Genomic DNA, 25,711 nt, shown 5'->3' with positions numbered 1-25,711 from the left:
GCGCGGCGGAGGCGCTTCGTCTTCGCGCAGGAGGTGCCGGGGCGGGCCGCGCGGGAGCGTGGAGCCATGACCCAGGCATTCGTCCCCGCCCCCGCCGCGGCCCTCCCTCCGCCCGGCGCCCTCAGCAGGCCCCGCCGCGCCCTGCGCGCCGTCGCCGTCGTCTCCTGCGTGCCGTATCTGTCCCTGAAGCTCGCCTGGATCGCCGGGAGCCGCGTCGGCATCCCCGAGGGCAGCTCGCTCCTGGACCACCGCGGCCTGATGATCGTCGCCAACACCGTGACCGTGCTGATGGACGCGGTCGTGATCGTCCTGGCGCTGCTCCTGACCCGGCCCTGGGGCCAGCGCGTCCCCGCCTGGCTGCTCGGCACGGCGATGTGGGCGGCCACCGGGCTGCTCACGCCGATCATGGCCGGGTTCCCGGCGCAGCTCGCGGTCCGGGCGCTCGGCGGGTCCGTGGCGGGACACGGCGACGGGGGCGGGGACGGACAGGCGTTCCTCGACGAGTGGGTCTTCGGGGTGGTGTACGGCGGGTTCATCCTCCAGGGGATCAGCCTCGGCCTGCTCTTCGCCCTGTACGCCCGCGACCGCTGGGGGCACCTGTGGCGCGGGCGCCTGGCGGACCTGCCCGCGCCGCGCCCCGGCCGGGCGATGCGCGCGTGCGCCGTCGCGGCGGCCGTCCTCGCCCTGTACCCGGCGGCCCTGCGGCTGCTGTGGGCGGGCGGTTCGGCCCTCGGCCTGAACGCGGCGCAGGCCGACGCCCGCACCACCGACTTCGCGGTGCTGCGGACCCTGGAGGCCGGCTACCTGGCCGCGGCGGCCGCGGGCGCCCTGGCCCTCGCCTTCCGCCGGGCCCCCGCCCTGCCGGTGAGGCTGCCGCTCGCCCTCACCTGGGTGGGCTCGGGCGCGGTGGGGTGCTGGGGCGCCTGGCAGTTCGCCGCGTCGTTCGGCGCGGCGGCGGACGTCTCCGACCGGCCCACGACGGCGATGGTCCTGTCCTACGCTGTGCAGATGATCACCGGAGTGCTGGGGGCCGCCGTCGGCGCGCGCTTCCTGAGGGAGCGGGCGGGCGCCGGGGCGCCGTCGGGTGCCGGGGAGCCGTCGGGCGACGGGCAGCCGTCGGGCGCCGGGGAGCGGGTGGACGCCGGGCAGCTGTCGGGCGCCGGGCGGCTGGCGGACGCGAGTGAGCAGGCGGGCGACGGGCAGCCGTCGGGCGTCTGGCGGCGGGCGAGCGCTAGTGAGCAGGCGGACGCCGGGCAGCGGGCAGGCGGCGGGCAGCAGGCAGACTCCAGGCACCAGGCGAGCGGCGGGCAGCCGTCAGGCGCCGGACAGTTGGCGGACGCGAGTGAGCAGGCGGACGCCGGGCAGCCGTCAGTCGCCAGGCAGCAGGCGAGCGCCAGTGAGCAGGCGGACGCCGGGCAGCGGGCGAGCGCCAGTGAGCAGGCGGACGCCGGGCAGCGGGCAGGCGGCGGGCAGCAGGCAGACTCCAGGCAGCGAGCGAGCGACGGGCAGCCGTCAGACGCCAGGCAGCAGGCGGACGCCAGTGAGCAGGCGGACGCCAGGCACCAGGCGAGCGACGGGCAGCCGTCCGGCGGCGGGCGGCTGGCAGGCGCCGGTGAGCAGGCGGGTGCCGGGCAGTCGTTGGGGGGCGGGCAGTGGGTGGGTGGCGGGGGCGTGTGAGGCGGGTTGGGGCGGGGCTTTTCGGGCGGCGGGCGCGGCGGCGGTGGATCCATTTGATCCTCGGCGGCGCCCTCGCCATGCCGTACGTCTTCGTCGGCTCCCTCGCGTCGGGCCCGCTGCTCGGCGACAACATCATCTTCGGTTCCTTCGCCGCGCAGCTCCTCGCGTTCGGCTTCGGCCTGCCGCTCGCCGCGATCACCGCCCTGTTCCCGCTGACCCGGCCGATGTCGGTGGCCGCGGTCCGCGCGCTGTGCTCGGTGCCGGACGACGCGCTCGCCGACGGGCCGCCCCGGTCGCGGGAGGCGCGCGGGCGCACCGTCGCCTGGTTCACGCTGCACCTCGGCTTCGGCGGGGTGATCAGCGGGGCGACGCTGGCGCTCGTACCGTTCGCGGTCTTCCAGATCGTGCTGCCGCTCTGCGTGGGTCTGCGGGGATCCTGGCTCGGCCTGCCCGAGTCGCTGCGCGAGCCCTGGATCCTGGCGCTCGGGCCGGTCTCGGGCACGCTGTCCCTGCTCGCCCTCGCCGGGTGCGCGGCGGGCTCGGGGGCGCTGCTTGCCCGCTGGGCGCCCGCGCTGCTCGGCCCGGCGCCCGCCGACAGGATCGCCGCCGCCGAGCGGCGCGCCGCCGACCTCGCGGTGCGCAACCGGCTCGCGCGGGAGCTGCACGACTCGGTGGGCCACGCGCTGAGCGCCGTCACGCTCCAGGCGAGCGCCGCCCGCCGGGTCCTCGACCACGACCCGGAGTTCGTGCGCGAGGCGCTCGCCGCCATCGAGGACACCACCCGGCGCACCGTCGGCGAGCTCGACGCGGTCCTCGGCGTGCTGCGCGACGGCGACCAGCGGGCCTCGACCGCCCCCGCGCCCACCCTCGCCGCCGACCTCGACGGCCTGCTGCGCCGCACCCGCGCGGGCGGCCTGCGGGTCAAGGCCGCCGTCGACCTGGGCCCCGGCGGCGCCGACGCGCTGCCGCCGATGGTGTCCCGTGAGGCCTACCGCATCGTCCAGGAGGCCCTCAGCAACGTGCTCCGGCACGGCGGCCCCGACACCGCCGCCGACCTGCGGATCACCCTCGACGGCGACGGGCTCGACCTGGTCGCCGAGAACCCGCTGCCGACCGCGCCCGGCGGCCAGGCCCCGCGCCCCGGCGGCGGCCACGGCCTGACCGGCATCGCCGACCGCGCCCGGCTCCTGGGCGGCACCACCGCCGCCGGGCCCGCGGACGACGTCTGGCGCCTGCGCGTCCACCTGCCCCTGAAGCCCCCGCGAGGGCCTCACGACCAGTCCGGAGAAACCCGATGACCAGCGCCGCCGACCCCGCCGCCCCCGCCCTGCGCATCGTGCTCGCCGACGACGAGCGCATGGTGCGCACCGCGCTGCGCGCCATCCTCTCCGCCGAGCCCGACCTGGAGGTCGTCGGCGAGGCCACCACCGGCGCGGAGGCGGTGTCCGTCGTGCGGGAGCTGCGGCCCGACGTGGTCCTCATGGACGTACGCATGCCGGAGGTCGACGGCATCCGCGCCACCGAGCGGATCCTGCGGAGCATGGACGCGCCGCCGCGCATCGTCGTCGTCACGACCTTCGAGAACGACGCGTACGTGTACGAGGCGCTGCGCGCCGGTGCGTCCGGCTTCCTCCTGAAGCGGGCCGACGCGGACGCCCTGGTGCAGGCCGTGCGCCTGGTCGCGCGCAGCGACTCGCTGCTGTTCCCGGCCGCGGTGCGCGCCCTCGCCGACGAGCACGCGCGCGCGACCGCGCCCGCCCAGGCCCCCTGGGTGGCCCGGCTCACCGGGCGGGAGAGCGAGGTGCTGCGGCTGATGGCGGCCGGGCTGACCAACGCGGAGATCGCCGGGCGCATGGAGGTGGGGCCCGCGACGGTGAAGACGCACGTGGCGGCGGTGCTCGCGAAGACCGGGGCGCGGGACAGGACGCAGGCGGTGATCGCCGCGTACGAGGCCGGCTTCATGAGGAGTTCGTGAGAAACCGGACACAACGGCGCCAGATGGGAACGGACCGCCGCCGCTGACTCGTCCTGTTGTGGGATGAACAAGACGATCAGACACGCCGCGGTCTTCGCGCTGACCCTGGTGCTCGCGCTCCTCGTGCGGGCCACCTGGGTGCAGTTCCACGACTCGAAGGCGCTCGCGGAGGACAAGCTCAACAAGCGCAAGGCGATCGCGCAGTACTCGGCGCCGCTGGGCGACATCATCGTGGCCGGGGACGCGGTCACCGGCTCCAAGCGCACGCGCGGCGGCGACCTCGCCTACAAGCGCACGTACAAGGACGGCCCGCTGTACGCCGCCGTGACGGGCTACAGCTCGCAGGTCTACGGCAGCACGCAGCTAGAGGGCATCTACTCCGGCCTCCTCGACGGCTCCGACACCCAGCTCAAGAGCCCCCTGGACACGCTGACCAACAAGCGGGCCGACCCCGGTGACGTCCTGACGACCATCGACCCCGCCGTGCAGAAGGCCGGGTACAAGGCCCTCGGCGACAAGAAGGGCGCGGCCGTCGCCATCGACCCCAAGACGGGCCGCATCCTCGGCATGGTCTCCACGCCGTCGTACGACCCGTCGCGGATCAGCGGCTCCAACGACGGCAAGGCGTGGCGGGAGCTGTCCATGGACGACAAGGACAAGCCGATGGTGAACCGGGCGATGCGCCAGCCGCTGCCGCCCGGCTCGACGTTCAAGCTGGTCGTCGCCGCCGCGGCCCTGGAGGACGGTCTTTACGACTCGGTCGACGACAAGACCGACAGCCCGGACCCGTACACGCTGCCCGGCACCCGCACCTCCATCCCCAACGAGGTCAAGTCCGCCCCCTGCGAGAACGCCTCGCTGCGCACGGCCCTGCAGTGGTCCTGCAACAACGTCTTCACCAAGCTCGCCGTGGACCTCGGCCAGGACAAGGTCCGCGCGCAGGCGGAGAAGTTCGGCTTCAACGCCGACAAGCTGGACGTGCCGGTGCGCGCCGCTGCGAGCGTGTACCCGAAGGACATGGACAAGGCGAGCACCGGCCTGACCGGCATCGGCCAGTTCGACGTGACGGCGACGCCGCTGCAGATGGCCATGGTGTCCGCCGCCATCGCCAACGGCGGCGAGCTGAAGTCCCCGCACATGGTGTCCAAGACCACCGACGCCGACGGCAACGTCCTGCACAACTACGACGGCGACACCGGCTCCGAGCGCGTGATCAGCGAGTCCACGGCGAAGGGGCTCCAGTCGGCGATGCGGACGGTGGTGGAGAAGGGCACCGCGACACAGGCGCGCATCGACGGCGCGACCGTCGGCGGCAAGACGGGCACCGCGCAGCACGGCGAGAACAACAGCAAGACGCCGTACGCCTGGTTCACGTCGTACGCCAAGGGCGCGGACGGCAAGGAGGTCGCCGTGGCGGTCATCATCGAGTCCTCGGACGCGGCGCGCTCCGAAGTCAGCGGCAATGGGCTTGCGGCGCCGGTCGCCGCCGCGATGATGCGCGCCGGGCTCCGCTGACCTGGGGTGCGTTTCGGCGCCCGCCGCTAACGCGGCGGGATGTTTCCCACCCACCCACCCGATCACTCGCGGCTTCGCCCCGCACCCTCGACGCGTAGCGCTGCGGGTGGGTGGGTGGATGCGCCTTTTCGCCGTCCTCGCTGTGGGCAGCTGGTCCGCCCAGAGGGCGGAACGGGTGGGCACAGCCCGAAGCCGCCGGGCAGCCCTTCAGCCGCGGTGGCGCAACGCCACGGCTGCCGCCAACGGCAAGGCGGCCCCGGCCGCCAGGCCGGTCAGGAGGCCCAGGCCGGAGAGGGGATCGCCGTCGCGGACGGAGACGGTGACGGCCGCCACGAGGGCCACCGCGGCCACCGCCCCGCACAGGGCGAAGAAGCGCCGGCTGAGGAACACGCGCCGCCCCGGCACCGGCACCGCGGCACCCCCCAGCTCCGCCGCGGGCCCTTCGCTCGCCGCCCGCGGCCGCTTGAACCAGGCGTAGACGGCCCAGTTGCCGCACGCCTCCCAGCCGTCGGGCGCAAGGCGCTCGTCCAGGCCCTCACGCCCGCGCGTGACGAGCTCGCGCCGGTACTCCCACCGCTGCGGCCGCTCCCGCTCGCGGCGGCACACGAACCGCCCGAGCGCGTCGACGCGTTCGACCTCCCAGCCCTCGTCGCCGAAGCGCCCGAGCAGCTCCTCGTCGACGTGCGTGTCGGCGGTCCACCGCCAGGTCTCGGCGCCCGTGCCCGCGGGCGGCGGCACGGGACCGGCATCCGCCTCCGGTACGAGGAGCAGGGCGAAGTCCTCGACGGGCCCGAACTCCTCCTCGGCGTCGGCCCCGCACTCCGCGAGGTGCGCCGCGAGGTCCGCGACGGTCACCCGGACCCGCTCCGGCGCGAGCCCCCGCTCGCGCAGGCGCTCCGCCAGGCGCGTCAGATACCGCTCGGCGTCGCCGTTCACCGCACTCCCGCCTTCCCGAGGACGTCCCGTACCGACGTGTCGAAGGCCAGCCACAGGCCGCCCTGTTCGGTGAGCACGGCCCGGCCCGCGTCCGTCAGCGTGTAGTACCGGCGCCCCGGTCCCTTCTCCGTGGCGCGGAACTCCGCCGCGACGAGCTCCGCCTCCTCCAGGCGGTTGAGCACCGGGTAGAGCGTGCCGCCGCGGATCTGTCCGAACCCGGCGGCGCCGAGCCGCTTGGCGATCTCGTAGCCGTAGCTCTCGCCGTCGGTGAGGCTCGCGAGGACCAGCAGGTCGAGGACGCCCTTGAACCAGCTGGCGCGCCGGTCGCCGCTCACGCCGCCCCGCTCCGCGCGTAGGGCAGGTCGGGCGCGGGGATCGTCAGGTCGCGCACGGACAGCATGACGTGCACGGCGATGGGCAGGAGCAGGCTGCCGGTGGCCAGGTACAGGCCGGTGAGCAGGGTGCCGAAGAAGGCGAAGACGAGCAGGCCGGTACGGCCCTGGTACCACCCGGCGAGCGCGTAGACGGCTACGGAGAGCGCGGCGGCCGCGTACAGCGGCAGGCCGAGGGCGCCGACGCCGAAGGCGATGAGCAGGCCGCGGTAGACGAACTCGGCGCAGACCCCGTCGGTCACGGCGGCGGCGACGGCGAACCGCCGCTCGCGGCGGCCGCGCGGGAGCATGGCCTCGATGGCGGCGCGCCCGGGGACGTGCTTGCCCTGCCTGGCCAGCTTGTGGAAGTGGCGCCCTGACACCACCGCGGTCACGCTGAAGAGCACGACGACCAGCACGGTGTACGGCACGTCGTCGGGCAGCGCGACGCCGAAGTCGGCGGCCGCGGCGCCGGGCGACAGGAGCAGCGCCGCCGCGGCCAGGGCGGCCAGGCCCCACCAGGCGGTGATCAAGAGCGTGAAGTAGCGGACGAGGGCGCCCGGTTCGCCGTCGCGGCGGCGGCGCTCGAGGGTCGCGTACATGCGGCGGCCGAGCCAGGGCTCGCCGAGCAGCAGATAGGCGGCGAGCGCGCCTCCGACGGCCGTGGCGGCCGTCGAGAGGTCGGGCGAGATCGTCATGGGTCCCCCTGGGCGACGACAGGCGTGCGCACGCGAAACGCGGGTGCGCAGGCGACAGGTACACGTGTGACCAACTGGTCAGGGTTAGACCGTATGGCTAGCTAGTCAGTTACGCAACCTAGGTCGAGACGCCGAGTGCCCGCGGGGGTGGCTAGGGGTGCCAGAGCGGGTCGCGGCCGCTCAGGGCGATGATCTGGTCCAGGAGCGGCGCCCCGGGCGGGACGGGGACCGGCGGTCCGAAGAGCGCGCCCCGCTCATCGGGAGCCGTGGCCGCCAGCATGCCGTGGGAGACGGCGAGGCTCGCGGCGTCCGGCGCGTACGCCTGGCCCGTGGCGCGGGCCAGGTCCCAGCCGTGCACGACGAGTTCGTTGAGGGCGATGACGCCCGCGAGCTCCCCCGGCAAGTCCACGCCGCCCGCCCGGGTCGGCCCGCTCCACGCGGCGGAGTCCCGCCACACCTCGGCGAGTTCGGCGAGGCGCCGCGGCAGGGCGTCGCGCCAGTCGTCGTCGAGGTCGGGCAGCGCGGCGGAGGGGTCAGTGTCGGTGCTGGCCCCGAGCTCCTTGCGCCCGGCGTCGGTGAACGCGACGGCGAGCCCGGCGACATGGCCGAGGAGGTGGCGCACGGTGTAGTCGGGGCAGGGCGTCGGTCCTTCCAGCTGGCCGTCCAGCACGCCCGCGGCGAGGCTCGCCACGAGCCGCGCCTGCGGCCTGAGGTCCGGCAGCTCGTGCGGCTCCCCCGCGGGGTCCACCGCGTCCGGCAGGGGGTTGGTCGTCTCCGGCATGGCCGTCTCCTTCGCGCTGGGAAAGCTCGCCCCGGTGGGGCCCTCTCCCTAACGTGACTGCCCCGGCGGCCGGAAATCATCGCCGCCGGGGCACGCCGTCGCGGGGGGCTACTCCGCGTCCGCCCAGCGCTTGATCGTCGCGATGACCCGCGACTGCTGCGGCTCGGGCAGCTTCGCGATGGACGCGCCGTGGTTGGCGCCCGGCACCTCGTAGCGGTACGAGTCGCGGTGGCTCGGCGTGAACTTCTCCGCGCTCCACGGGTCGTTCTCGCCGTAGATGAACATCATCCGCTGGCCCTTGGTCTTCACCCAGCGGTCGACGTCGGCGATGGTGGCGTTGTTGTACGAGCCCCGCATGGCGGCGGGCAGGACCGAGTTGGGCTGGTAGATGTCGGGGTAGTGGCGCACGCCCTTGAGGTGCTTGAACCGCAGGTCGGCCCAGCCGAGCTGGGTGGCGGCCTGGCGGTAGTAGGGGCCCGAGCTGTTCACGCCGAGGTCCTCGTCGTAGTAGACGCTCAGGCCGTGCCCCTTGGACCAGGTGTAGAGCTCGTCGTCGGTGGCCTTCTTGGCGTCGGGGACGGTGGCGCAGTTGTCGATGCTGCCCGACTGCCAGAAGTTCCACACCTGGTCGAGGACCGCGAACTCATAGGCCCGGTCGGTGGTGCCGAGCGTCTCCTCGAAGGTCTGGCCGTTCGCCTTGGCGTCCGCCTCGAACTTGGGCAGGAGCGCGTCACGCCGGACGAGCATCTCGCGCTGGACGGCGTTCAGGGCCGTGCGGCACTCCTGGGTGCCGACGGATCTGAAGAAGCGCTCGTAGCCGGAGTCGTCCCTGTTGTTCTTGTCGTTGGGCGCGACGAACGCGACCACGGCGTCCAGGTCCTCGGGGTAGAAGCGCTCGTGGTACGTCGCCGTCATGCCGCCCTTGCTGGCGCCGGTGCCGATCCACTTGCCCCGCTCGATTCCGCGCAGGGCCTGGGTGACGCGGTGCTCGTCGGCGGCCTCCTGCTGGACGGTCATCTTCGACCAGTCGTCGCCCGCCGCGCCCTGGGGGCGGGACTGGAGGAAGTAGCGGTGTTCGAGGCTGACCTGGTTGGCGTCGAGGAGCCTGGTGACGGCGCTGGTGCCGGAGCCGAGGCCGTAGCCGGTGGTGTACAGGACGGTCGGCTTGGCCGTGGACTTGTGCCACAGCGTCAGGCGCTGGGTGAAGGTCGCCTTGTGCGGGCGCTGGTGGTCCACGGGCTGGCGGTACGTCAGCGAGTAGAGGGGGTAGCCCTCCTTGTCCGTCACCGAGGTGACCGTCATGCCCGGGATCTTCTCCAGGCGGTCACGGATGTCCTCGGCGGCGGCCCGCTGTCCTGCCTGTGCCCGCGCGGCCCCGGCCCGTTCCGCCCCGGTCTGTACCGGCCCGGTCTGGGCGGCCGCGGCCTGGGCGGTGGCGAGCACCGCGGCGCCCGCCGTGATTCCGGCGCAGACCAGCGCGGATATCCCCTTGTTGCGCACCTTGTCTCCTCTGTACCCCGGTTGCGGGAGTGGTGTGGTGCGCGGATCGTAACGGCAGTCAGGCGAGGCGCGACAGGGCTTTCCTGACGTGCGCGAGGTCGTCGTCGGAGGCGAGACCGGCGTGGTACAGGCGCAGTTCGGTGGCGCCGCGCGCGGCCGCGCGCCGGGCGTCGTCGGCGAGCGCGGCGGGTCTGCCGCCCATTCCCGCCACGACGGTGAGGTTCGCGGCGAGGACCGTGCGCTCCCGGGCGTGCGCGGCGAACGGCGCCAGCGGGCCCGGTCCTTCCGCGCAGGGCACGACGACGCCGTCGGCCACGGACAGGATGTGCGCGGGGTCCACGCCCGCGTTGGCGCCGCAGTGGTACGTCACCGGGTCCGCGTGCAGCAGCACCTGGAAGGCGCGGTCCGGCGCCTCGGCGCGCACGGCGGCGACCGCGTCCTCCTGGAGGGTGCGGGCGCGGTCCTCGCGCCAGGCGCGCGTGGCCGCCGCCGCCTCGGCGCCGATGAGCCGCTCCACCCCCGGCCAGCCCGGCGCGGGCGGCGTCCCGCGCCACACCGGCTCAAGGCCCCGGCGCACGGCGGCCGCGAGCGCGTCGGCGTCCTGGCCGTGGGCGCCGTATCCGGAGCGGCAACTGCCGCAGAAGCACAGGGACATCAGGTACTGGCCCGCCTCGCCGAGCGCCACGCCCGCGGTCTTGTCGTGGGCGTGCAGATGCGCGAGCCCGTACCACCCGCACGACTCCAGTTCGGTGCCGCCCGCGCCGGGCCGCGCGGCGGCTTCGGCGGCGAGGTCGACGAGGTAGGCGCGGACGGCGGCCTGGGCGACGCAGGGCGCCCAGGGGTAGCGGTCGCCGTAGGCGTTGACGACGGCGAGGTCCGGGTGCTCGGCGCCCAGGCGGGAGTTGTGGGCGAGGACCACCCAGGTGTGCACGTCGAGCCCGGCCGCCGCGAGGGCGTGCGCGGCCTCGGCGTAGGCCTCGCCGGGCGCCCAGTCCCCGGCGGCGTACGGGCGCGGCGCGCGGCCGTCCCAGCGCTCGCCCGGCGGATACAGGACGGCGGCGTGCCCGGCGGTGACCACGCGGTGGCGCGGGTGGCGGGGGGTGAGGGCGCGCGTGGAGTGGTAGGCGGAGGCGAGGGTCACCTGGCGCACGCCGAGTCCGGCGAGGCGGCCGGGGGCCTCGGGGTCGCCGATGACGTCCCAGGGGTAGAGGAACGCGGACGCTTTCACGCGGCGCACTCCCCGGCCAGGGCGCGGCCGCGCTCGATGAGTTCGGCCAGGCGCTTGATGTGGTCGTCGGTCGGCTCGCACAGCGGTGGGCGCACCCCGCCGACGTCGAGCCCGCCGAGCCGTACGCCCGCCTTGACCAGCGAGACGGCGTATCCCTTGCCCTCGCGGCGCAGTTCGACGAAGGGCCGGTAGAAGCCGTCGATCAGGCGGTTCGCGGTGGCGTCGGCGCCGGAGGCAAGCGCCCGGTGGAAGGCGAGGGCGATCTCGGGCGCGAAGCAGAACACGGCCGACGAGTAGAGGCCGACGCCGATGCCGCGGTAGGCGAGGCCGGTGAGCTCGGCGGTGGGCAGGCCGTTGAAGTAGAGGAAGTCGCCGGGGACTTCGGCGCGCACGGCGCTGACGATCCGCTGCATCAGGTCGAGGTCGCCGAGGCCGTCCTTGAAGCCGATGACGCCCTCGGCGCGGGCGAGGCCGACGACGGTCTCCGGAGTGAAGACGGCGTTGTCGCGCTGGTAGACGATCACGTCGAGGGAGGTGGCGGCGGCGAGTCCGGCGTAGTGGCGCAGCAGGCCCTCCTGAGCGGCCACGACCAGATAGGGCGGCAGGGCGAGCAGGCCGTCGGCGCCCGCCTCCTCGGCGAGGCGCGCGTGGCGCACAGCGAGCGCGGTGCCGTATCCGGTGCCCGCGATCACGGGGACGCGGCCCGCGGTCTCCGCGACGGCGGCCGCGACGCAGCTCTGGAACTCCTCGGGGGTCAGCGCGTGGAACTCGCCCGTGCCGCAGCAGGCGAAGACCGCGGCGGCGCCCGCGTCCACCCCCGCGCGCACGTGCGCGCGCAGGACGCCGGCGTCCACGGAGCCATCGGGTCCGAAGGGGGTGACGGGGAAGAACAGCGGCCCGCTGGGGACGCGGAGCCGGGAGGCGAGCGAATCGGACCGACCTGACATCACGGGCTCTCCCTAAGCGTGCACGTTTCTGATTCACGTCCATGTCCCTGAACGCGCCCACGCTAGGACGGCTCCTCGTGCGGGTCAAGCGCGCACACGACCGGCCCGGGAACGGATTCGCCGCCTCCGCGACCCCTCCGCGCCTCCTCCGCCACGCCACCCCTCCGCCCCCTTGACTCCCGTCGGCGCCACTCCCTAGCGTGTCCACGGATGTGAATCGCATCCATATGCACGTTCGCTGTATCACCCCGCCAAGGAGCCCGAGGAGATCGCCGCATGACCGCTCCCCGCACCGTCCTGCTGACCGGAGCCGCCGGCGGTCTCGGCACCCTGATGCGCGGCCTGCTGCCCTCGTACGGCTACGCGCTGCGCTCCCTTGACCAGCGCCCCGTCGACGGCGATCCGGACGCGCTGCGGGTGGACCTCGCCGACCGGGCCGCGCTGCGCGAGGCCGTGCGCGGCGCCGACGCGGTGCTGCACCTCGCGGGCATCTCCCTGGAGTCCACCTTCGACAAGGTCCTCAAGGCCAACGTCGAGGGCACCTACCACCTGTACGAAGCCGTGCGCGAGGAAGGCGTGCGGCGCGTCGTCTTCGCCTCCTCCAACCACGCGGTGGGCTTCACCCCGCGCCCCGTCGGCGACGATCCGCTGATCCCGGTCACCGCGCCGCGCCGCCCCGACACCTTCTACGGCCTGTCGAAGTCCTTCGGCGAGGACCTCGCCCAGTACTACTGGGACAAGCACGGCGTGGAGACGGTGTCCGTGCGGATCGGCGCCTGCTTCCCGGAACCCGCCGACGTGCGCATGCTGTCGGTGTGGATGTCGCCCGAGGACGGGGCGCGGCTCTTCCACGCGGCGCTCACCGCCCCGGACGTGGGCCACACCGTCGTGTACGGCTCCTCCGCCAACACCCGTCTGTGGTGGGACCTCGGCCCGGCGCGGGCGCTCGGGTACGCGCCGCGCGACGACTCCGAGCGGTTCGCGGACAAACTCGTCGCCGAGCACGGGGAGTTGGACCCCGAGAACCCCGACCACGCGCACCTCGGCGGCCGCTTCTGCACGAATCCGCCAGTGTGGCCGTATTGAGCTCATCCTGGGAGCTGACCCCGCTCTCCGTCTGCGGTAGCGCCGGGGTCAGACCGTCGGGCGACGTGCGGCGACGGCGGCTCTTCTAGCCTGAGTCGACATGATGACCACTCGCAATGCCACGCGCGGGCGGGCGCTCGCCACCGTGCTCGCGCTGTCCCTGGCCCTGCCGGTCGCGGGCGCGTCGGCGGCGCTCGCCTCGCCCCAGGACCCCGCGGGGACCACCACGACCGCCACGCCCCAGGCCCCGGTCACCCGGCCCGAACTCCCCCGCCCCACCGGCGAGTACGCCGTGGGCCGCGACACCCTGCACCTGGTCGACAAGGGCCGCCGCGACCTGTGGGACCCCGCCAAGCCGCGCGAGCTGATGACGTCGCTGTACTACCCGGCGCGGGCGGACGGCGGGCGCCCCACCCGGTACACGTCCGTCGCGGCCGCCGAGGCCCTGATCAAGCAGTACGACCTGAAGGTGTCCCCCATCGCGTACGGCTCGACGCGCACCTACGCCCGCACCGGGGCGCCCGCCGTGCCGGGCCGGTTCCCGCTCGTGCTGCTCTCGCCCGGCTTCACCGCGCCGCGCTCGACGCTGACGCACCTCGCCGAGGACCTGGCGAGCCGGGGCTACGTCGTCGCGACCGTCGACCACGCCCACGAGGCGGCCGGAGGGGAGTTCGAGGGCGGGCGGCTGCCGCCCTGCCTCGGCTGCGACCCGGACTCGGGGGTGCCGGGCCCGCGCATCACCGAGAACCGGGCCGAGGACCTGTCGTTCGTCCTCGACCGCCTCATCGGGGGCAAGACCGGCAAGGCGGCCTGGCGGCACGCGAAGATGATCGACCGCAAGCGGATCGGCTCGGGCGGCCACTCCATCGGCGGCGCCGCCACCATCGCCCTGATGAACTCCGACCGCCGGGTGCGGGCGGGCATGAACATGGACGGCGGCACCCAGATCAAGCCCGACGGGCTGCGCGGCCGCCCGTTCCTGCTGCTCGGCACCGAGCTCACCGCCCAGCCGGACGACCCCTACCAGTGGGCGAGCGCCTGGCCGCTCATGGACGGCTGGAAGCGCTGGCTGACCGTCGCCGGATCGGGGCACTTCACGTTCACTGACGCGCCCGTCGTGCTCCAGCAGCTCGGCGTGGACGACCCCGACGCCCCGATCTCCGGCACCCGCGCCGAGCGGATCACCCGCGCCTACATCGGCGCGTTCTTCGACCGGCACCTGCGCGGCATCGACAGCCCGCTGCTTCAAGGTCCCACGTCCGCCCACCCGGAGGTGGGGTTCCACCAGCCCTGATCCTCCAGCACTGATCCACCAACACTGATCCGACGGCACTGATCCGGCAGCACTGATCCGGCTGGCCGGCGCGGGCGGCCAACGGGCGCCGTCCGCGCCGAAACGGGCGGGCGCGCGGCCCGCGCCGCAGGCCACGCCCGCCCCCAGCGGGCACATACGGGCAGCATCACGCCCGCTGCGAGCCTGGCAAGGCCCTTGCCCGCGCTGTAGAACTTCCCCACAGGCCCGAACGGGCAGCGCGATCCGGCCAAGGGGAAGAGGTGGCGTCATGACGGCGGAGGAACGGCAGCGGCAGATCGTGCGCACGGCCCGCCGCTCGGGCTCCGTCGACGTCAGCGCCCTCGCCGTCGAACTGGGCGTCGCGAAGGAGACCGTACGCCGCGATCTGCGCGCCCTGGAGGACCACGGCCTGGTCAGACGCACCCACGGCGGCGCCTACCCGGTGGAGAGCTCCGGCTTCGAGACCACCCTCGCCTTCCGTACGACGATGCACGTGCCGGAGAAGCGGCGGGTCGCGGCCGCGGCGGCCGGGCTGCTCGGCGACGCCGAGACCGTCTTCGTCGACGAGGGGTTCACCCCCCAGCTGATCGCGGAGGCGCTGCCGAAGAACCGCGAGCTGACCGTGCTCACCGCGTCCCTCACCACCGCGGGCGCCCTCGCCACGGCCGAGCACATCACGGTGCTGCTGCTCGGTGGCCGGGTCCGCGCCGGGACCCTCGCGACGGTCGACCACTGGACGACCCGGATGCTGGCGGGCTTCGTCATCGACCTCGCCTACATCGGCGCCAACGGCATCTCCCGCGAGCACGGGCTCACCACCCCCGACCCGGCGGTCAGCGAGGTGAAGGCGCAGGCCCTGCGGGCATCGCGGCGGGCGGTGTTCACGGGGGTGCACACCAAGTTCGGGGCGGCGAGCTTCTGCCGGTTCGCGGGCATCGGCGACCTGGAGACCATCGTCACGAGCACGCGCCTGTCCGCGTCCGAGGCCCACCGCTACGCGCTGATGGGACCGCAGGTCATCCGCGTCTGAGCGCCCCTCTCCGGCCGCCCGCGGCCGTCCCGGTCACCCCCACCCAGCCGCGCCCGGCACCCGCGCGCCCTCAAGCCGCCCGTTATGCCCCGCCCCTCCCCGTATCTCCCTCACCCCAGGAGCGATTCATGCGAACCCAGAGCCGACGGAGGTCACGGCCCCTGCTCGCCGCGGCCGCCGCGGGGGCGCTGCTCGCCCCGCCGCTCTCCGGCTGCTGGGCCGGTGCGGGCGGGGCGGGCTCCGGCGGCGACTCCCTCAACGTCCTGATGGTCAACAACCCGCAGATGGTGGAGTTGCAGAAGCTGACGGCCGCGCACTTCACCAAGGAGACGGGCATCGCGGTGAACTTCACCGTGCTGCCCGAGAACGACGTCCGCGACAAGATCAGCCAGGACTTCGCCAACCAGGCGGGCCAGTACGACGTGGCGACGCTCAGCAACTACGAGATACCCATCTACGCCAGGAACGGCTGGCTGCGCGAGCTCGGCGGCTACGCGCGGCGCGACCGCGCCTTCGACCAGCGGGACATCCTCGCGCCGATGCGCCAGTCGCTCACCGGCGAGGACGGCAAGCTCTACGGGGAGCCCTTCTACGGCGAGTCGTCGTTCCTGATGTACCGCAAGGACGTCTTCGCGAAGGCCGGGCTCACCATGCCGAGGCGCCCCACCTGGCGCCAGGTCGCGGGCCTCGCGGCGAAGGTCGACGGCGCCGAGAAGGGCATGAAGGGCATTTGCCTGCGCGGTCTTCCCGGCTGGGGCGAGGTCATGGCGCCGCTGACGACCGTGGTGAACACCTTCGGCGGCACCTGGTTCGACAAGGACTGGAAGGCCCGCCTCGACTCCCCCGCGTTCGCGCGGGCCACGCGCTTCTACGTGGACCTCGTCCGCGAGCACGGCCAGTCGGGGGCCGCCCAGTCCGGGTACGCGGAGTGCCTCAACAACCTCACCCAGGGCAAGACCGCCATGTGGTACGACGCCACGGCCGCCGCGGGGTCCCTGGAGTCCGCCAAGTCCCCCGTCAAGGGCAAGATCGGCTATGTCGCCGCGCCCGTGGAGCGGACGGCGAGCTCCGGCTGGCTCTACACCTGGGCGTGGGGCCTGCAGAAGGCGTCCAAGAACCACGACAAGGCCTGGAAGTTCATCTCCTGGGCGTCCGGCAAGGAGTACGAGGAGCTGGTCGGCGAGAAGGTCGGCTGGTCCGACGTGCCCGCGGGCAAACGCGCCTCCACGTACGACAACCCGCGCTACCGGAAGGAGGCCGCGGCCTTCCAGGGCGTGACCCGGGCCGCGATCGAGGGCGCGCGGCCGCGTGACCCGGGCGTGCAGCCCCGGCCCGCGCCCGGCATCCAGTTCGTCGGCATCCCCGAGTTCACCGACCTCGGCACCAAGGTCTCCCAGGAGATCAGCGCGGCCATCGCCGGACGCACCTCCGTCGCCGCCGCCCTGGACCGGGCCCAGGACCTCGCCGAGAAGATCTCCGAGGAGTACGAGGGACGATGACCGCCACCAGGCCCAACCCGCTGACGCGGGCGTCCGTGCCCGCCGCCGCACCCCGCCCTCCGGGGCGGCTGCGCGCCTGGGCCACCCGGGCCCCGCTCCTGCCCGCCCTCGTCTTCATGATCGCGGTGACCCAGCTGCCGTTCGTGGCGACCCTGGTGATCTCCTTCTTCGACTGGAACGCGCTCTATCCGGACGCCCGTGAATTCACCGGCCTCGCGAACTACGAAGAGGTCCTCACCGACGCCGACCTGCGCGAGTCCGTCCTCACCACGGTCGTCCTGACCGCGACGGTGGTCCTCGCCAGCCTGGTCATCGGCCTCGGTCTCGCCCTGCTCCTCGACCGCAGGTTCCGCGGCCGCGGCGTCGTGCGCACCCTGCTCATCGCGCCGTTCCTCCTTGTGCCGGTCGCGGCGGCGCTGCTGTGGAAACACGTGCTCTACAACCCCGAGTACGGCCTGTTCAACGGCGTCCTGCACTGGGTGGGCGGCGACGGCGCGGGCAAGACCGACTGGATATCCCGCACCCCCCTGCTCGCCGTCGAGCTGTCCCTGATCTGGCAGTGGACGCCCTTCATGATGCTGATCCTGCTGGCCGGGCTGCAGAGCCGCGACACCGAACTCATCGAGGCCGCCCGCATGGACGGCGCGGGCGCCTGGCAGGTGTTCCGCTATCTGACCTTCCCTCACCTGCGGCGCTATCTGGAGCTCGGCGCGCTGCTCGGCTCGATCTACATCGTGCAGAACTTCGACGCCGTCTTCACGATCACCTCCGGCGGCCTGGGCACCGCGAACCTGCCCTACACCGTGTACCAGAGCTTCTACCAGGCCCATGAGAACGGCCTGGCGTCCGCCGCCGGTGTGCTCGTCGTCATCGGCTCGATCCTCATCGCGACCTTCGCGCTGCGCGTGGTGTCGTCCCTGTTCCACGAGGAGGTGTCCCGCGCGTGAGCACCGTACGGGTCAAGCGGCTCGGCCTCGGCCTGACGGCCTGGCTCGCCGGGATCGTCTTCTTCCTGCCGATCGCCTGGATGGCCCTGACGTCCTTCCACTCCGAACAGGACGCGGCGACCAACCCGCCCTCGCTCGCCGCCTCGCTCACCCTGGACGGCTACCGCGAGTTCTTCGGCACCGGCGGCGGCGCGAGCCCCTGGCCGTCCCTGGTCAACTCCCTGGTCGCCTCGACGGCCTCCACCCTGCTCGTCCTGGTGCTCGCGCTGCCCGCGGCGTACGCGCTCTCGCTGCGCCGCGTGCGCAAGTGGACGGACGTGCTCTTCTTCTTCCTCTCCACGAAGATGCTGCCGGTCGTCGCGGGCCTGCTTCCGATCTATCTGTTCGCCAAGAACACCGGGCTCCTCGACAACATCTGGCTGCTCGTCATCCTCTACACCTCGATGAACCTGCCGATCGCCGTGTGGATGATGCAGTCCTTCCTGGCCGAGGTGCCCGTCGCCGTCATCGAGGCCGCGCACGTGGACGGGGCGCGCCTGCCCACCGTCCTGACCCGGATCGTCGCCCCCATCGCGCTGCCCGGCATCGCCGCGACCGCCCTCATCTGCTTCATCTTCAGCTGGAACGAACTGCTCTTCGCACGGGTGCTCACCGGTGTCGTGGCCCAGACCGCCCCTGTGTTCCTGACCGGCTTCATCACCAGCCAGGGTCTGTTCCTGGCCAAGGTGTGCGCCGCGTCGCTCGTGATCTCCCTGCCGGTGCTCGCCGCGGGGTTCGCCGCCCAGGACAAGCTGGTCCAGGGCCTGTCGTTGGGAGCCGTCAAGTGAAGGCCGCCATCATCGAGTCCGTCGGCACCGCGGTGGTCGGCGAGGTGCCCGACCCCGTGCCCGGGCCGCGCGACGTCGTCGTCGAGGTCGCCGCGTGCGGTCTGTGCGGAACCGATCTGCACATCCTCCAGGGCGAGTTCGCGCCGACGCTCCCGGTGGTGCCGGGGCATGAGTTCGCCGGGGCGGTGGTGGGCGTCGGCACCGAGGTCACCGAGCTGCGCGTGGGCGACCGCGTGGCCGTCGACCCCTCGCTGTACTGCCACGAGTGCCGCTACTGCCGCACCGGCCGCAACAACCTGTGCGAGCGGTGGGCCGCGATCGGCGTGACGCGCGCCGGGGGCGCCGCGCAGTACGCCCTCGCGCCGGTCGCCAACTGCGTCCGCCTGCCCGAGCACGTGCGCACCCAGGACGCGGCGCTCATCGAGCCCCTGTCCTGCGCGGTGCGCGGCTACGACGTGCTGCGCACCCGGCTCGGCGCGCACGTCCTCATCTACGGCTCGGGCACCATGGGCCTGATGATGCTGGAGCTCGCCAAGCGGACCGGCGCGGCCGGCGTCGACGTCGTCGACCTCAACCCGGAGCGGCTCGCCACCGCCGAGCACCTCGGCGTCACCGGCTCCGCCACCAGTGCCGACGCCCTCGACCGGCCTGAGGGCTGGGACGTCGTCATCGACGCGACGGGCAGCGCGGCCGCCATCCAGGACGGGCTCGGGCGGGTCGCCAAGGCGGGCACGTTCCTGCAGTTCGGGGTCGCCGACTACGCGGCCCGCGTCACCATCGACCCGTACCGCATCTACCACCAGGAGATCACCATCACCGGGTCGATGGCCGTCCTGCACAGCTTCGAGCGGGCCGCGGAGCTGTTCGCGGGCGGGGTGCTCGACCCCGGCGTCTTCATCAGCGACCGGGTGCCGCTCGCGCGGTATCCGGAGGCGCTGGAGGCGTTCGCCTCGGGCGCCGGGCGCAAGGTTCTGGTGGTGCCCTAGCCTGCCCCCCGTTCCCCCGCTCAACTGCAATTGGCGCTTCGCGCCTCGTCCTCAAACGCCGGACGGGCTGGATCTCCGCGCTTCGCGCTTGTCCTCAAACGCCGGACGGGCTGAGATGCCTCGCCGCTGCGCAGCTTGGTCTCATGTCCTCAGGTACGACGCTCCGTTGAGGTCCAGGACCGTGCCCGAAGCCCACTCGGCCAGTGGTGAAGCAAGCCAGAGGACCGCGGCGGCTATCTCCTCGGGGGTGCCCGTGCGGGCGAAGGGGCTCTGGGTGCGGATCGCCTCGCCCTCCTCGCCGGTCAGGCGGTGCGCCACGCGCTCGGTGGCGAAGAAGCCGGGGGCCACCGAGGCCACCGCGATGCCGTGCGGGGCGAGGGCCACCGCGAGGGACTGGCCGAGGGCGTGCACGGCCGCCTTGGTCGCGCCGTAGGCGGGGTGGTCGGGCTCGCCGCGGAAGGCGCCCCGGGAGCCGATGTTGACGATGCGGCCGCCCGTGGCCTGGGCGATCATGCGGTGGGCGGCCAGGTGGCTGAGGTTCGCCGTGGCGAGCAGGTTCACCGACACGTGCCGCTGCCACAGCTCCGCCCAGTCCTCGTACGACGTGCTGGCGGGCGGGTGCGGCAGGTTCACGGCGGCGTTGTTGACGAGCACGTCGATGCCGCCGAGGGCGTCGGCCGCCCGGTCGCCGACGTCCCGCGCGCCCGCCGGTTCTGACAGGTCGCCGCCGACCAGCGCGTGACCGGTGCCCGGCAGGGAGTCGAGCGTCTCGCGCGCCTCCTCCTCGCGCGCCCCGAAGTGCACCGCCACCCGGTCGCCGTTGTCGGCGAACGCGCGGGCCAGGGCCCGGCCGAGGCCGCGGGACGCGCCGCTGACGAGGACGCGGCGGCCGGTGCTGGACAGAGTCATGCGGGGTCTCCTGGCGGGGCGGTGGCGCGGAGCCGTGGGATGGAACGTGGGACGGAACGTGGGACGGAACGGCGGGGTCCGGAAGCCGACCGTCGAAGTCGGCCACCGTTCAACTGCCGTTTATACGTGAGCGGGAATCTGTCGGCGACAGCAGGCCCGGTCGTACGCGCCCCCATGTGCGCCCGCATTCGCTCCCTCAGGAGAAACCATGTCGTCGCTCACTCGCAGGGACTTCGCCAGACGATCAGCGGTCACCGGTGCGGGCGTGGCGCTCGCCGGCAGCGTCGGCGCGCTCGCGACCGCGCCGGGCGCCCTCGCCGCGCAGGAGGTCGAGGAGTACGCCCCGGACGGCCACGGCCACGGCGGCCCCGGCTACGGCCCGCTCTTGCCCGACCCCAAGGGCCTCCTCGCGCTGCCCGCCAAGTTCTCGTACCGCGTCCTCACGCACAGCGGCCGCACCACCCTGGAGACGGGCGAGTTCACGCCGTCCAACCACGACGGCACCGCCGCCTTCGAGGGCAGGCGCGGGGTGACGCTGCTGGTCAACAACCACGAGCTGAGCGGCCCCCGGAGCAAGTGGAAGCATCCGGTTCCGCTGGCGGAGGGGCTCGTGTACGACCCGGCCGCCGCCGGTGGCTGCACCGTCGTCGAGCACCGCCGCGGCGGCGAGGTCGCCGAGTGGGTGGGCGTCGCGGGCACCGCCACCAACTGCGCGGGCGGGTCCACGCCCTGGGGCACCTGGCTGACCTGCGAGGAGACCGAGGACAAGGCCGGCCAGAACGGCATGACCAAGGACCACGGCTATGTCTTCGAGGTCGACCCCTACGACCGCCGCGCCAACCGGTCCCCCAAGCCCCTCAAGGCCCTGGGCCGCTACGCGCACGAGGCCGTCGTCGTCGACCCCAAGCGCGGCCACCTGTATCTGACGGAGGACGCGGCCGGACCCAACGGCCTGTTCTACCGCTGGACCCCGCCGAGCGGCTTCCAGCACGGCCGCGGCAGGCTGCGGACCCTCGCCGACGACGCGGGCGTCCTCAAGGCGCCCAAGTGCTTCGACTCCGGCGGCCGCTTCGTCGACGACCTGTCCCGGGCGACGCGGATCGGCACCGTGTACGGCGTCGACTGGGTGGAGGTCCCCGACCGCGACGCGCGCACGGTCCCGGTGCGCAAGCAGTTCGGCACCGGCGCCGTCACGCGCGCCCGCAAGCTCGAAGGCATGTGGTGGGGCGACGGCGGCGCGTACATCGTCTCCTCGTACGCCCGCGCGGAGAGCCCCGGCGCCCAGCACGACGGGCAGGTGTGGTTCTACCACCCGGGCCGCCGGACGCTGACCCTGAAGGTGCTGCTCGGCGTGAATCCCGACCCGGGCGAGGACGGCGCCTTCGACGGCCCGGACAACATCACCGTGTCGCCGTACGGCGGTCTGATCCTCGCCGAGGACGGCGACGGCGTGCAGCACCTGTTCGGCGCGACGGAACGCGGCCGCACGTACCCGATCGCCCGCAACGAACTCAACGAGGGCACGCCCGAGAAGCCGTCCTACAGCGAGTTCACCGGAGTGACGTTCTCCCCGGACGGAAGGACGCTGTACGCCAACATCCAGACCCCCGGCATCATGTTCGCGATCACCGGCCCGTGGCGGCGCCAGCGCGGCTGACCCCTCGCGCGCGGGAAAAACCCTTGGCGCCCGCCGAGTTCGCCCTCCTAAAGTGATCCCTGTCCAGGTGCGCAGGCAGGACTTACTTCCACTCTTCATGGGGAGGCCGCGGGTTCGAGTCCCGCCACCGGCACTTCAGGCCGGTGTAGCTCAGGGGATAGAGCGCCATCGTCAGTTCCGCCGAAGAGATCTCTGGACACCCAGATCGTTGTGCCTCCCGGTGCGACGGCCACGGCGCCCTTCTTTTCTCTGTGGATTCCTTCGAGGATTCCCTCGAAGGAATCCACCACGGAAAAGGGCGCCGTGGCCGAGGTGTTCTCGGGAGTCTCTGAATTCGGGGGAATTCACCATGGCCCGCTTCAATGCCAAGGCCGCCAAGACGCTCCTCACCTCGCCCGTGCGCTCCACCGGCGAGGTCACCCTGACCCACCAGGGCGGCCGGGGACACGTCCGGGACGCCCGCTCCGAGCTCTTCCTGCTGGCGGTGGCGAACTTCGTGACGCAGCCGACGCACTACGAGAGCGGCGCGACGCGCGACGACCGGTTCGCCGCGCTCGTGCGCGAGCTCGCCGTCGAGGATCCGCGGTGGACCGCGGGCCTGCTCGGCTGGCTGCGCGGCGACGGCACCATGCGCACGGCCGCCCTGGTCGGCGCCGCCGAGTACGTACGGGCGCGCCTGGCGGCGGGCGCCACCGAAGGGCCCACGAACCGCGCGGTCGTCGCCTCCGTCCTGCGCCGCCCTGACGAGCCCGGCGAACTGCTCGGCTACTGGACGGCGACGTACGGAAGGAACGTGCCCAAGCCCCTGAAGCGCGGCATCGCCGACGCGGTGCGCCGCCTCTACACGCAAAAGGCCCTCCTGAAGTACGACACCGCGTCCAAGGGCTACCGCTTCGGCGACATCCTGAACCTCGTGCACGCCGCGCCCGACCCCGCCAAGCCGTGGCAGGGCGAGCTGTTCCAGTACGCCCTCGACCGGCGGCACCACCCGGAGAGCGCCGCCGTGCCCGCCTCGCTGCGGACGCTCGCCGCGCACCGCGACCTGATGGCGCTGCGCGTCGCCAAGCGGCGCCGGGTGGTCACGGGCGCGGGCGGCGCCGAGCGGCTCGCGGCCGCGGGCATGACCTGGGAGGCGCTCGCGGGCTGGCTGCAGGGGCCGATGGACAGGGCCGCCTGGGAGGCGGTCATCCCGTCCATGGGCACGATGGCGCTGACGCGCAACCTGCGGAACTTCGACGAGGCGGGCGTCGGCGACGAGGTGGCGGCCGCGGTCGCGGCCCGCATCGCGGACCCCGAGGAGGTCGCGCGCTCGCGGCAGTTCCCGTTCCGCTACCTGGCCGCGTACCAGCACGCGCCGTCGCTGCGCTGGTCGTACGCCCTGGAGCGGGCCCTTGGCCACTCGCTGGCCAACGTGCCCTCGCTGCCCGGCCGTTCGCTGATCCTCGTCGACCGCTCAGGTTCGATGTGGGCGCCCCTGTCGGAGCGCTCGCAGCTCAACCGCGCCGACGCGGCAGCGGTGTTCGGCGCGGCGCTCGCGCTGCGGGCCAAGGACGCGGACCTCGTCGAGTTCGGCACGAGCAGCGCGCCCGTGGCGTACGGCGAGGGCGAGTCCGTCCTGAAGGTGCTCGGCCGCTTCGGCGAGCTCGGCGGCACGAACACGACCGAGGCCGTGCGCCGCCACTACCGGAAGCACGACCGCGTCCTGATCGTCACGGACGAGCAGACCGCGTACAGCCGCCACGGCGACCCGACCGACCAGATCCCGGCGCACATCCCGGTGTACACCTGGAACCTGGCCGGGTACCGGACCGGCCACGGCGCGTCGGGCCAGGCCAACCGCCATGTGTTCGGCGGCCTTTCGGACGCGGCGTTCCGCATGGTGCGCCTCCTTGAGGCGGGGCGCGCGGCCGACTGGCCCTGGGCCGGCTGAGCAGGGGCGCGTGACGACCGACGGTCCGTCACGCGCCCGCGCCGCCCCCCAAGGACACGAGTCGTACCCCTGTTCAACCATCGAACTGGTATCTAATATGTCAGTCCATGGTTGCCATCCGACCCGTACGCCGCACGCTCCTGCGCGACCAGGCGTACGAAGCGCTGCGCGACGCCATCGTCGGCGGCGACATCCCGCCCGGCTCCGTCGTGCGCGACCAGGACCTCGCCGAGTCGCTCGGCCTGTCCCGGGCGCCCGTCCGCGAAGCCCTGGCGCGCCTCGCCGACGAGGGCCTGGTCGAGACGAAGCCGCAGAGCCGCACCCGGGTGACGCCGCTGGCCGCCGCCGATGTGCGGGACGCGGCCGCCGTGGTGCGCGCGATGCACGAACTGGCCGCGCGCGCCGCCGTGCCCCGGCTCGACCCGGCGCGGCTCGCCGCCCTGCGCGCGGCCAACTCCCGCTTCGCCGGGGCCGTCGCGTCCGGTGACGTGGACGCCGCGCTGCGCGCCGACGACGAGCTGCACGAGGTGCTCGTGGGCGCCTCGGGCAATCGCGCGGCCGCCGCGACCATCGCCCGCTACACCCCGCTGATCCGCCGCCTGGAGCGCCGTCTGTTCGGGGCGGGCAGCCGGTGCCGCTCCGCCGCGCTGCACGACCGTCTGATCGACGCGTGCGCGGCCGGTGACGCCGACGCCGCCGTCCGCGTCACCACGGACATCTGGCGCGCCCTCGAAGAGCTCGCCGATGACGAACCCGGCCTCACCGGCCCCTGACCGTCCGGAGGTTCCCTTGTCCCTCGCCGCCGCGCTGCGCCCCTTCCCGCGCCATCCGCTCCTGTTCGGCCCCTCCCCCGTCCACCCCTTGGAACGCCTCACGAGCCAGCTGGGCGGCCCGGCCCTGTGGGCCAAGCGGGAGGACTGCAACTCCGGCATCGCGTACGGCGGGAACAAGACCCGCAAGCTGGAGTACCTGGTCGCCGACGCGCTCGCCCAGGGCTGCGACACGCTTGTGTCGATCGGCGGCGTGCAGTCCAACCACACCCGGCAGGTCGCGGCGGTCGCCGCCCGCGCCGGGCTGAAGTGCGTCCTGGTGCAGGAGAGCTGGGTGGACTGGTCCGAGCCCGGCTACGACAAGGTCGGCAACATCCTCCTCAGCCGCCTCGCGGGCGCCGATGTCCGCCTGGTGCGCGCCGGGTTCGACATCGGCGTACGGGAGAGCTGGGAGCGGGCGGTGCGGGAGGTGGAGGAGGCGGGCGGCAAGCCGTACGCCATCCCCGCGGGCGCCTCCGACCACCCCCTCGGCGGTCTGGGCTTCGCCGCCTGGGCCGCCGAACTCGCCGAGCAGGAGCGGGAGTTGGGGGTGTACTTCGACACGGTCGTGGTGTGCTCGGTGACCGGGTCCACGCAGGCCGGGATGGTCGCGGGGTTCGCCGCGCTCGCCGAGGCCGCGGGCGAGGGGGCCCGCCCCCGGCGCGTCCTCGGCGTCGACGCCTCCGCCGACCCCGCCCGCACCCGCGCGCAGATCCTGCGCATCGCCCGCGCCACGGCCGCGCTCCTCGGCGTCCGACGGCCGATCACGGACGCGGACGTCGAACTCGACGAGCGCTACCACGCGGGCACCTACGGCATCCCCGACGCCGCCACCCTCGACGCGATGCGCACGGCGGCCCGCACCGAGGGCATGGTGACCGACCCCGTCTACGAGGGGAAGTCGATGGCGGCCCTCATCGACCTCGTCCGCCGCGGCGAGATCGACCGCGACGCGACCGTCCTGTACGCCCACCTCGGCGGCCAGCCCGCCCTGAACGCCTACAGCTCCCTGTTCGAGGACTAGGGCCCTGGCGCGGGCGCGCGAAGGCCGCCCGGAGTCCCTGGGACTCCGGGCGGCCTTCGCGCGCCGGGGCCCCGCCGTCGCGGGC

Annotated in this window: 23 protein-coding genes; 15 read left to right on the top strand and 8 right to left on the bottom strand. The window is 73.7% G+C overall.

Going from position 1 to position 25,711, the window contains the following annotated elements:
- Window positions 1-66 precede the first annotated feature (66 nt).
- From AC07A4_RS35660 to AC07A4_RS35645, 4 genes are all read left to right on the top strand, one after another.
- Window positions 67-1,677 (top strand): hypothetical protein, encoded by a 1,611-nt coding sequence (locus tag AC07A4_RS35660; protein ID WP_478607069.1) that lies wholly within the window; start codon window positions 67-69, stop codon window positions 1,675-1,677.
- Window positions 1,674-2,975: a sensor histidine kinase gene (locus tag AC07A4_RS35655; protein ID WP_478607067.1), complete on the top strand. Its 1,302-nt coding sequence runs from the start codon at window positions 1,674-1,676 to the stop codon at window positions 2,973-2,975. Before AC07A4_RS35660 ends, AC07A4_RS35655 begins: the two co-directional genes overlap by 4 nt.
- On the top strand, window positions 2,972-3,652 hold the full coding sequence (locus tag AC07A4_RS35650) for a response regulator transcription factor (RefSeq protein ID WP_478607065.1): 681 nt from the start codon (window positions 2,972-2,974) through the stop codon (window positions 3,650-3,652). The genes AC07A4_RS35655 and AC07A4_RS35650 overlap by 4 nt, the downstream gene beginning before the upstream one ends.
- Window positions 3,653-3,715: 63 nt before the next feature.
- On the top strand, window positions 3,716-5,167 hold the full coding sequence (locus AC07A4_RS35645; RefSeq protein ID WP_478607062.1) for a peptidoglycan D,D-transpeptidase FtsI family protein: 1,452 nt from the start codon (window positions 3,716-3,718) through the stop codon (window positions 5,165-5,167).
- A 207-nt stretch (window positions 5,168-5,374) separates the two neighbouring features.
- Here AC07A4_RS35645 and AC07A4_RS35640 read toward each other — a convergent pair whose 3' ends face one another.
- The 7 genes from AC07A4_RS35640 to AC07A4_RS35610 all read right to left on the bottom strand — a co-directional run bounded on the left by AC07A4_RS35640 (window position 5,375) and on the right by AC07A4_RS35610 (window position 11,628).
- A complete protein-coding gene (locus AC07A4_RS35640; RefSeq protein ID WP_478607059.1) occupies window positions 5,375-6,103 on the bottom strand; it encodes a hypothetical protein in 729 nt (242 codons plus the stop codon).
- On the bottom strand, window positions 6,100-6,438 hold the full coding sequence (locus tag AC07A4_RS35635) for a PadR family transcriptional regulator (RefSeq protein ID WP_478607057.1): 339 nt from the start codon (window positions 6,436-6,438) through the stop codon (window positions 6,100-6,102). The genes AC07A4_RS35640 and AC07A4_RS35635 overlap by 4 nt, the downstream gene beginning before the upstream one ends.
- A complete protein-coding gene (locus AC07A4_RS35630; protein WP_478607054.1) occupies window positions 6,435-7,172 on the bottom strand; it encodes a CPBP family glutamic-type intramembrane protease in 738 nt (245 codons plus the stop codon). Before AC07A4_RS35630 ends, AC07A4_RS35635 begins: the two co-directional genes overlap by 4 nt.
- Window positions 7,173-7,323: 151 nt before the next feature.
- Entirely contained in the window at window positions 7,324-7,953 is a 630-nt protein-coding gene (locus tag AC07A4_RS35625; RefSeq protein WP_478607051.1) for a TIGR03086 family metal-binding protein, read from the bottom strand.
- A 108-nt stretch (window positions 7,954-8,061) separates the two neighbouring features.
- Entirely contained in the window at window positions 8,062-9,453 is a 1,392-nt protein-coding gene (locus AC07A4_RS35620; RefSeq protein ID WP_478607049.1) for a S28 family serine protease, read from the bottom strand.
- Window positions 9,454-9,511: 58 nt separating this feature from the next.
- A complete protein-coding gene (locus tag AC07A4_RS35615; RefSeq protein WP_478607046.1) occupies window positions 9,512-10,681 on the bottom strand; it encodes a hypothetical protein in 1,170 nt (389 codons plus the stop codon).
- The gene (locus tag AC07A4_RS35610) at window positions 10,678-11,628 is read right to left on the bottom strand and encodes a 5-dehydro-4-deoxyglucarate dehydratase (RefSeq protein WP_478607044.1); all 951 of its coding nucleotides are present in this window, start codon (window positions 11,626-11,628) and stop codon (window positions 10,678-10,680) included. The genes AC07A4_RS35615 and AC07A4_RS35610 overlap by 4 nt, the downstream gene beginning before the upstream one ends.
- Window positions 11,629-11,904: 276 nt before the next feature.
- Between AC07A4_RS35610 and AC07A4_RS35605 the strand changes: the two genes are divergently transcribed.
- The 7 genes from AC07A4_RS35605 to AC07A4_RS35575 all read left to right on the top strand — a co-directional run bounded on the left by AC07A4_RS35605 (window position 11,905) and on the right by AC07A4_RS35575 (window position 19,297).
- Complete coding sequence (locus AC07A4_RS35605) at window positions 11,905-12,714, top strand: NAD-dependent epimerase/dehydratase family protein (RefSeq protein ID WP_478607041.1); 810 nt, start codon at window positions 11,905-11,907, stop codon at window positions 12,712-12,714.
- Between the two features lie 100 nt (window positions 12,715-12,814).
- Window positions 12,815-14,008, top strand: coding sequence for an alpha/beta hydrolase family protein (locus AC07A4_RS35600; protein ID WP_478607038.1), 1,194 nt, complete (start codon window positions 12,815-12,817; stop codon window positions 14,006-14,008).
- 268 nt (window positions 14,009-14,276) lie between these two features.
- Window positions 14,277-15,038: a DeoR/GlpR family DNA-binding transcription regulator gene (locus AC07A4_RS35595; RefSeq protein ID WP_478607036.1), complete on the top strand. Its 762-nt coding sequence runs from the start codon at window positions 14,277-14,279 to the stop codon at window positions 15,036-15,038.
- A gap of 128 nt (window positions 15,039-15,166) precedes the next feature.
- Window positions 15,167-16,537, top strand: a complete 1,371-nt coding sequence (locus tag AC07A4_RS35590; protein WP_478607033.1) for an ABC transporter substrate-binding protein — start codon at window positions 15,167-15,169, stop codon at window positions 16,535-16,537.
- Window positions 16,534-17,484, top strand: coding sequence for a carbohydrate ABC transporter permease (locus AC07A4_RS35585; protein WP_478607031.1), 951 nt, complete (start codon window positions 16,534-16,536; stop codon window positions 17,482-17,484). The genes AC07A4_RS35590 and AC07A4_RS35585 overlap by 4 nt, the downstream gene beginning before the upstream one ends.
- Window positions 17,481-18,311 carry a carbohydrate ABC transporter permease gene (locus AC07A4_RS35580; protein ID WP_478607028.1) on the top strand — a complete coding sequence of 277 codons (831 nt, stop codon included), beginning with the start codon at window positions 17,481-17,483 and terminating at the stop codon, window positions 18,309-18,311. Before AC07A4_RS35585 ends, AC07A4_RS35580 begins: the two co-directional genes overlap by 4 nt.
- Window positions 18,308-19,297, top strand: coding sequence for a zinc-dependent alcohol dehydrogenase family protein (locus AC07A4_RS35575; RefSeq protein WP_478607025.1), 990 nt, complete (start codon window positions 18,308-18,310; stop codon window positions 19,295-19,297). Before AC07A4_RS35580 ends, AC07A4_RS35575 begins: the two co-directional genes overlap by 4 nt.
- A 141-nt stretch (window positions 19,298-19,438) precedes the next feature.
- On the opposite strand, the gene AC07A4_RS35570 is transcribed toward AC07A4_RS35575, so the two are convergent.
- Complete coding sequence (locus tag AC07A4_RS35570; protein ID WP_478607022.1) at window positions 19,439-20,206, bottom strand: SDR family NAD(P)-dependent oxidoreductase; 768 nt, start codon at window positions 20,204-20,206, stop codon at window positions 19,439-19,441.
- Between the two features lie 208 nt (window positions 20,207-20,414).
- Here AC07A4_RS35570 and AC07A4_RS35565 point away from each other — a divergent pair, with 208 nt between their 5' ends.
- From AC07A4_RS35565 to AC07A4_RS35550, 4 genes are all read left to right on the top strand, one after another.
- Entirely contained in the window at window positions 20,415-21,863 is a 1,449-nt protein-coding gene (locus AC07A4_RS35565; protein ID WP_478607020.1) for an alkaline phosphatase PhoX, read from the top strand.
- Between the two features lie 349 nt (window positions 21,864-22,212).
- Window positions 22,213-23,793 carry a TROVE domain-containing protein gene (locus AC07A4_RS35560; protein WP_478607018.1) on the top strand — a complete coding sequence of 527 codons (1,581 nt, stop codon included), beginning with the start codon at window positions 22,213-22,215 and terminating at the stop codon, window positions 23,791-23,793.
- Between the two features lie 107 nt (window positions 23,794-23,900).
- Window positions 23,901-24,566 (top strand): GntR family transcriptional regulator, encoded by a 666-nt coding sequence (locus AC07A4_RS35555; protein ID WP_478607015.1) that lies wholly within the window; start codon window positions 23,901-23,903, stop codon window positions 24,564-24,566.
- Entirely contained in the window at window positions 24,538-25,626 is a 1,089-nt protein-coding gene (locus AC07A4_RS35550) for a 1-aminocyclopropane-1-carboxylate deaminase (RefSeq protein ID WP_478607013.1), read from the top strand. Before AC07A4_RS35555 ends, AC07A4_RS35550 begins: the two co-directional genes overlap by 29 nt.
- Window positions 25,627-25,711 lie beyond the last annotated feature (85 nt).

This window comes from Streptomyces sp. NPDC043996, assembly GCF_056435225.1.
This window is presented reverse-complemented; position numbering and strand designations above follow the sequence as displayed.

What these genes read in the sequence shown, in the direction of transcription:
- AC07A4_RS35625 (WP_478607051.1), bottom strand. Translation starts at nt 7,953, where the DNA reads ATGCCGGAGACGACCAACCCCCTGCCGGACGCGGTGGACCCCGCGGGG.
- AC07A4_RS35660 (WP_478607069.1), top strand. Translation starts at nt 67, where the DNA reads ATGACCCAGGCATTCGTCCCCGCCCCCGCCGCGGCCCTCCCTCCGCCC.
- AC07A4_RS35595 (WP_478607036.1), top strand. Translation starts at nt 14,277, where the DNA reads ATGACGGCGGAGGAACGGCAGCGGCAGATCGTGCGCACGGCCCGCCGC.
- AC07A4_RS35645 (WP_478607062.1), top strand. Translation starts at nt 3,716, where the DNA reads ATGAACAAGACGATCAGACACGCCGCGGTCTTCGCGCTGACCCTGGTG.
- AC07A4_RS35565 (WP_478607020.1), top strand. Translation starts at nt 20,415, where the DNA reads ATGTCGTCGCTCACTCGCAGGGACTTCGCCAGACGATCAGCGGTCACC.
- AC07A4_RS35605 (WP_478607041.1), top strand. Translation starts at nt 11,905, where the DNA reads ATGACCGCTCCCCGCACCGTCCTGCTGACCGGAGCCGCCGGCGGTCTC.
- AC07A4_RS35570 (WP_478607022.1), bottom strand. Translation starts at nt 20,206, where the DNA reads ATGACTCTGTCCAGCACCGGCCGCCGCGTCCTCGTCAGCGGCGCGTCC.
- AC07A4_RS35550 (WP_478607013.1), top strand. Translation starts at nt 24,538, where the DNA reads ATGACGAACCCGGCCTCACCGGCCCCTGACCGTCCGGAGGTTCCCTTG.
- AC07A4_RS35600 (WP_478607038.1), top strand. Translation starts at nt 12,815, where the DNA reads ATGATGACCACTCGCAATGCCACGCGCGGGCGGGCGCTCGCCACCGTG.
- AC07A4_RS35650 (WP_478607065.1), top strand. Translation starts at nt 2,972, where the DNA reads ATGACCAGCGCCGCCGACCCCGCCGCCCCCGCCCTGCGCATCGTGCTC.
- AC07A4_RS35630 (WP_478607054.1), bottom strand. Translation starts at nt 7,172, where the DNA reads ATGACGATCTCGCCCGACCTCTCGACGGCCGCCACGGCCGTCGGAGGC.
- AC07A4_RS35555 (WP_478607015.1), top strand. Translation starts at nt 23,901, where the DNA reads ATGGTTGCCATCCGACCCGTACGCCGCACGCTCCTGCGCGACCAGGCG.
- AC07A4_RS35590 (WP_478607033.1), top strand. Translation starts at nt 15,167, where the DNA reads ATGCGAACCCAGAGCCGACGGAGGTCACGGCCCCTGCTCGCCGCGGCC.
- AC07A4_RS35610 (WP_478607044.1), bottom strand. Translation starts at nt 11,628, where the DNA reads ATGTCAGGTCGGTCCGATTCGCTCGCCTCCCGGCTCCGCGTCCCCAGC.
- AC07A4_RS35585 (WP_478607031.1), top strand. Translation starts at nt 16,534, where the DNA reads ATGACCGCCACCAGGCCCAACCCGCTGACGCGGGCGTCCGTGCCCGCC.
- AC07A4_RS35560 (WP_478607018.1), top strand. Translation starts at nt 22,213, where the DNA reads ATGGCCCGCTTCAATGCCAAGGCCGCCAAGACGCTCCTCACCTCGCCC.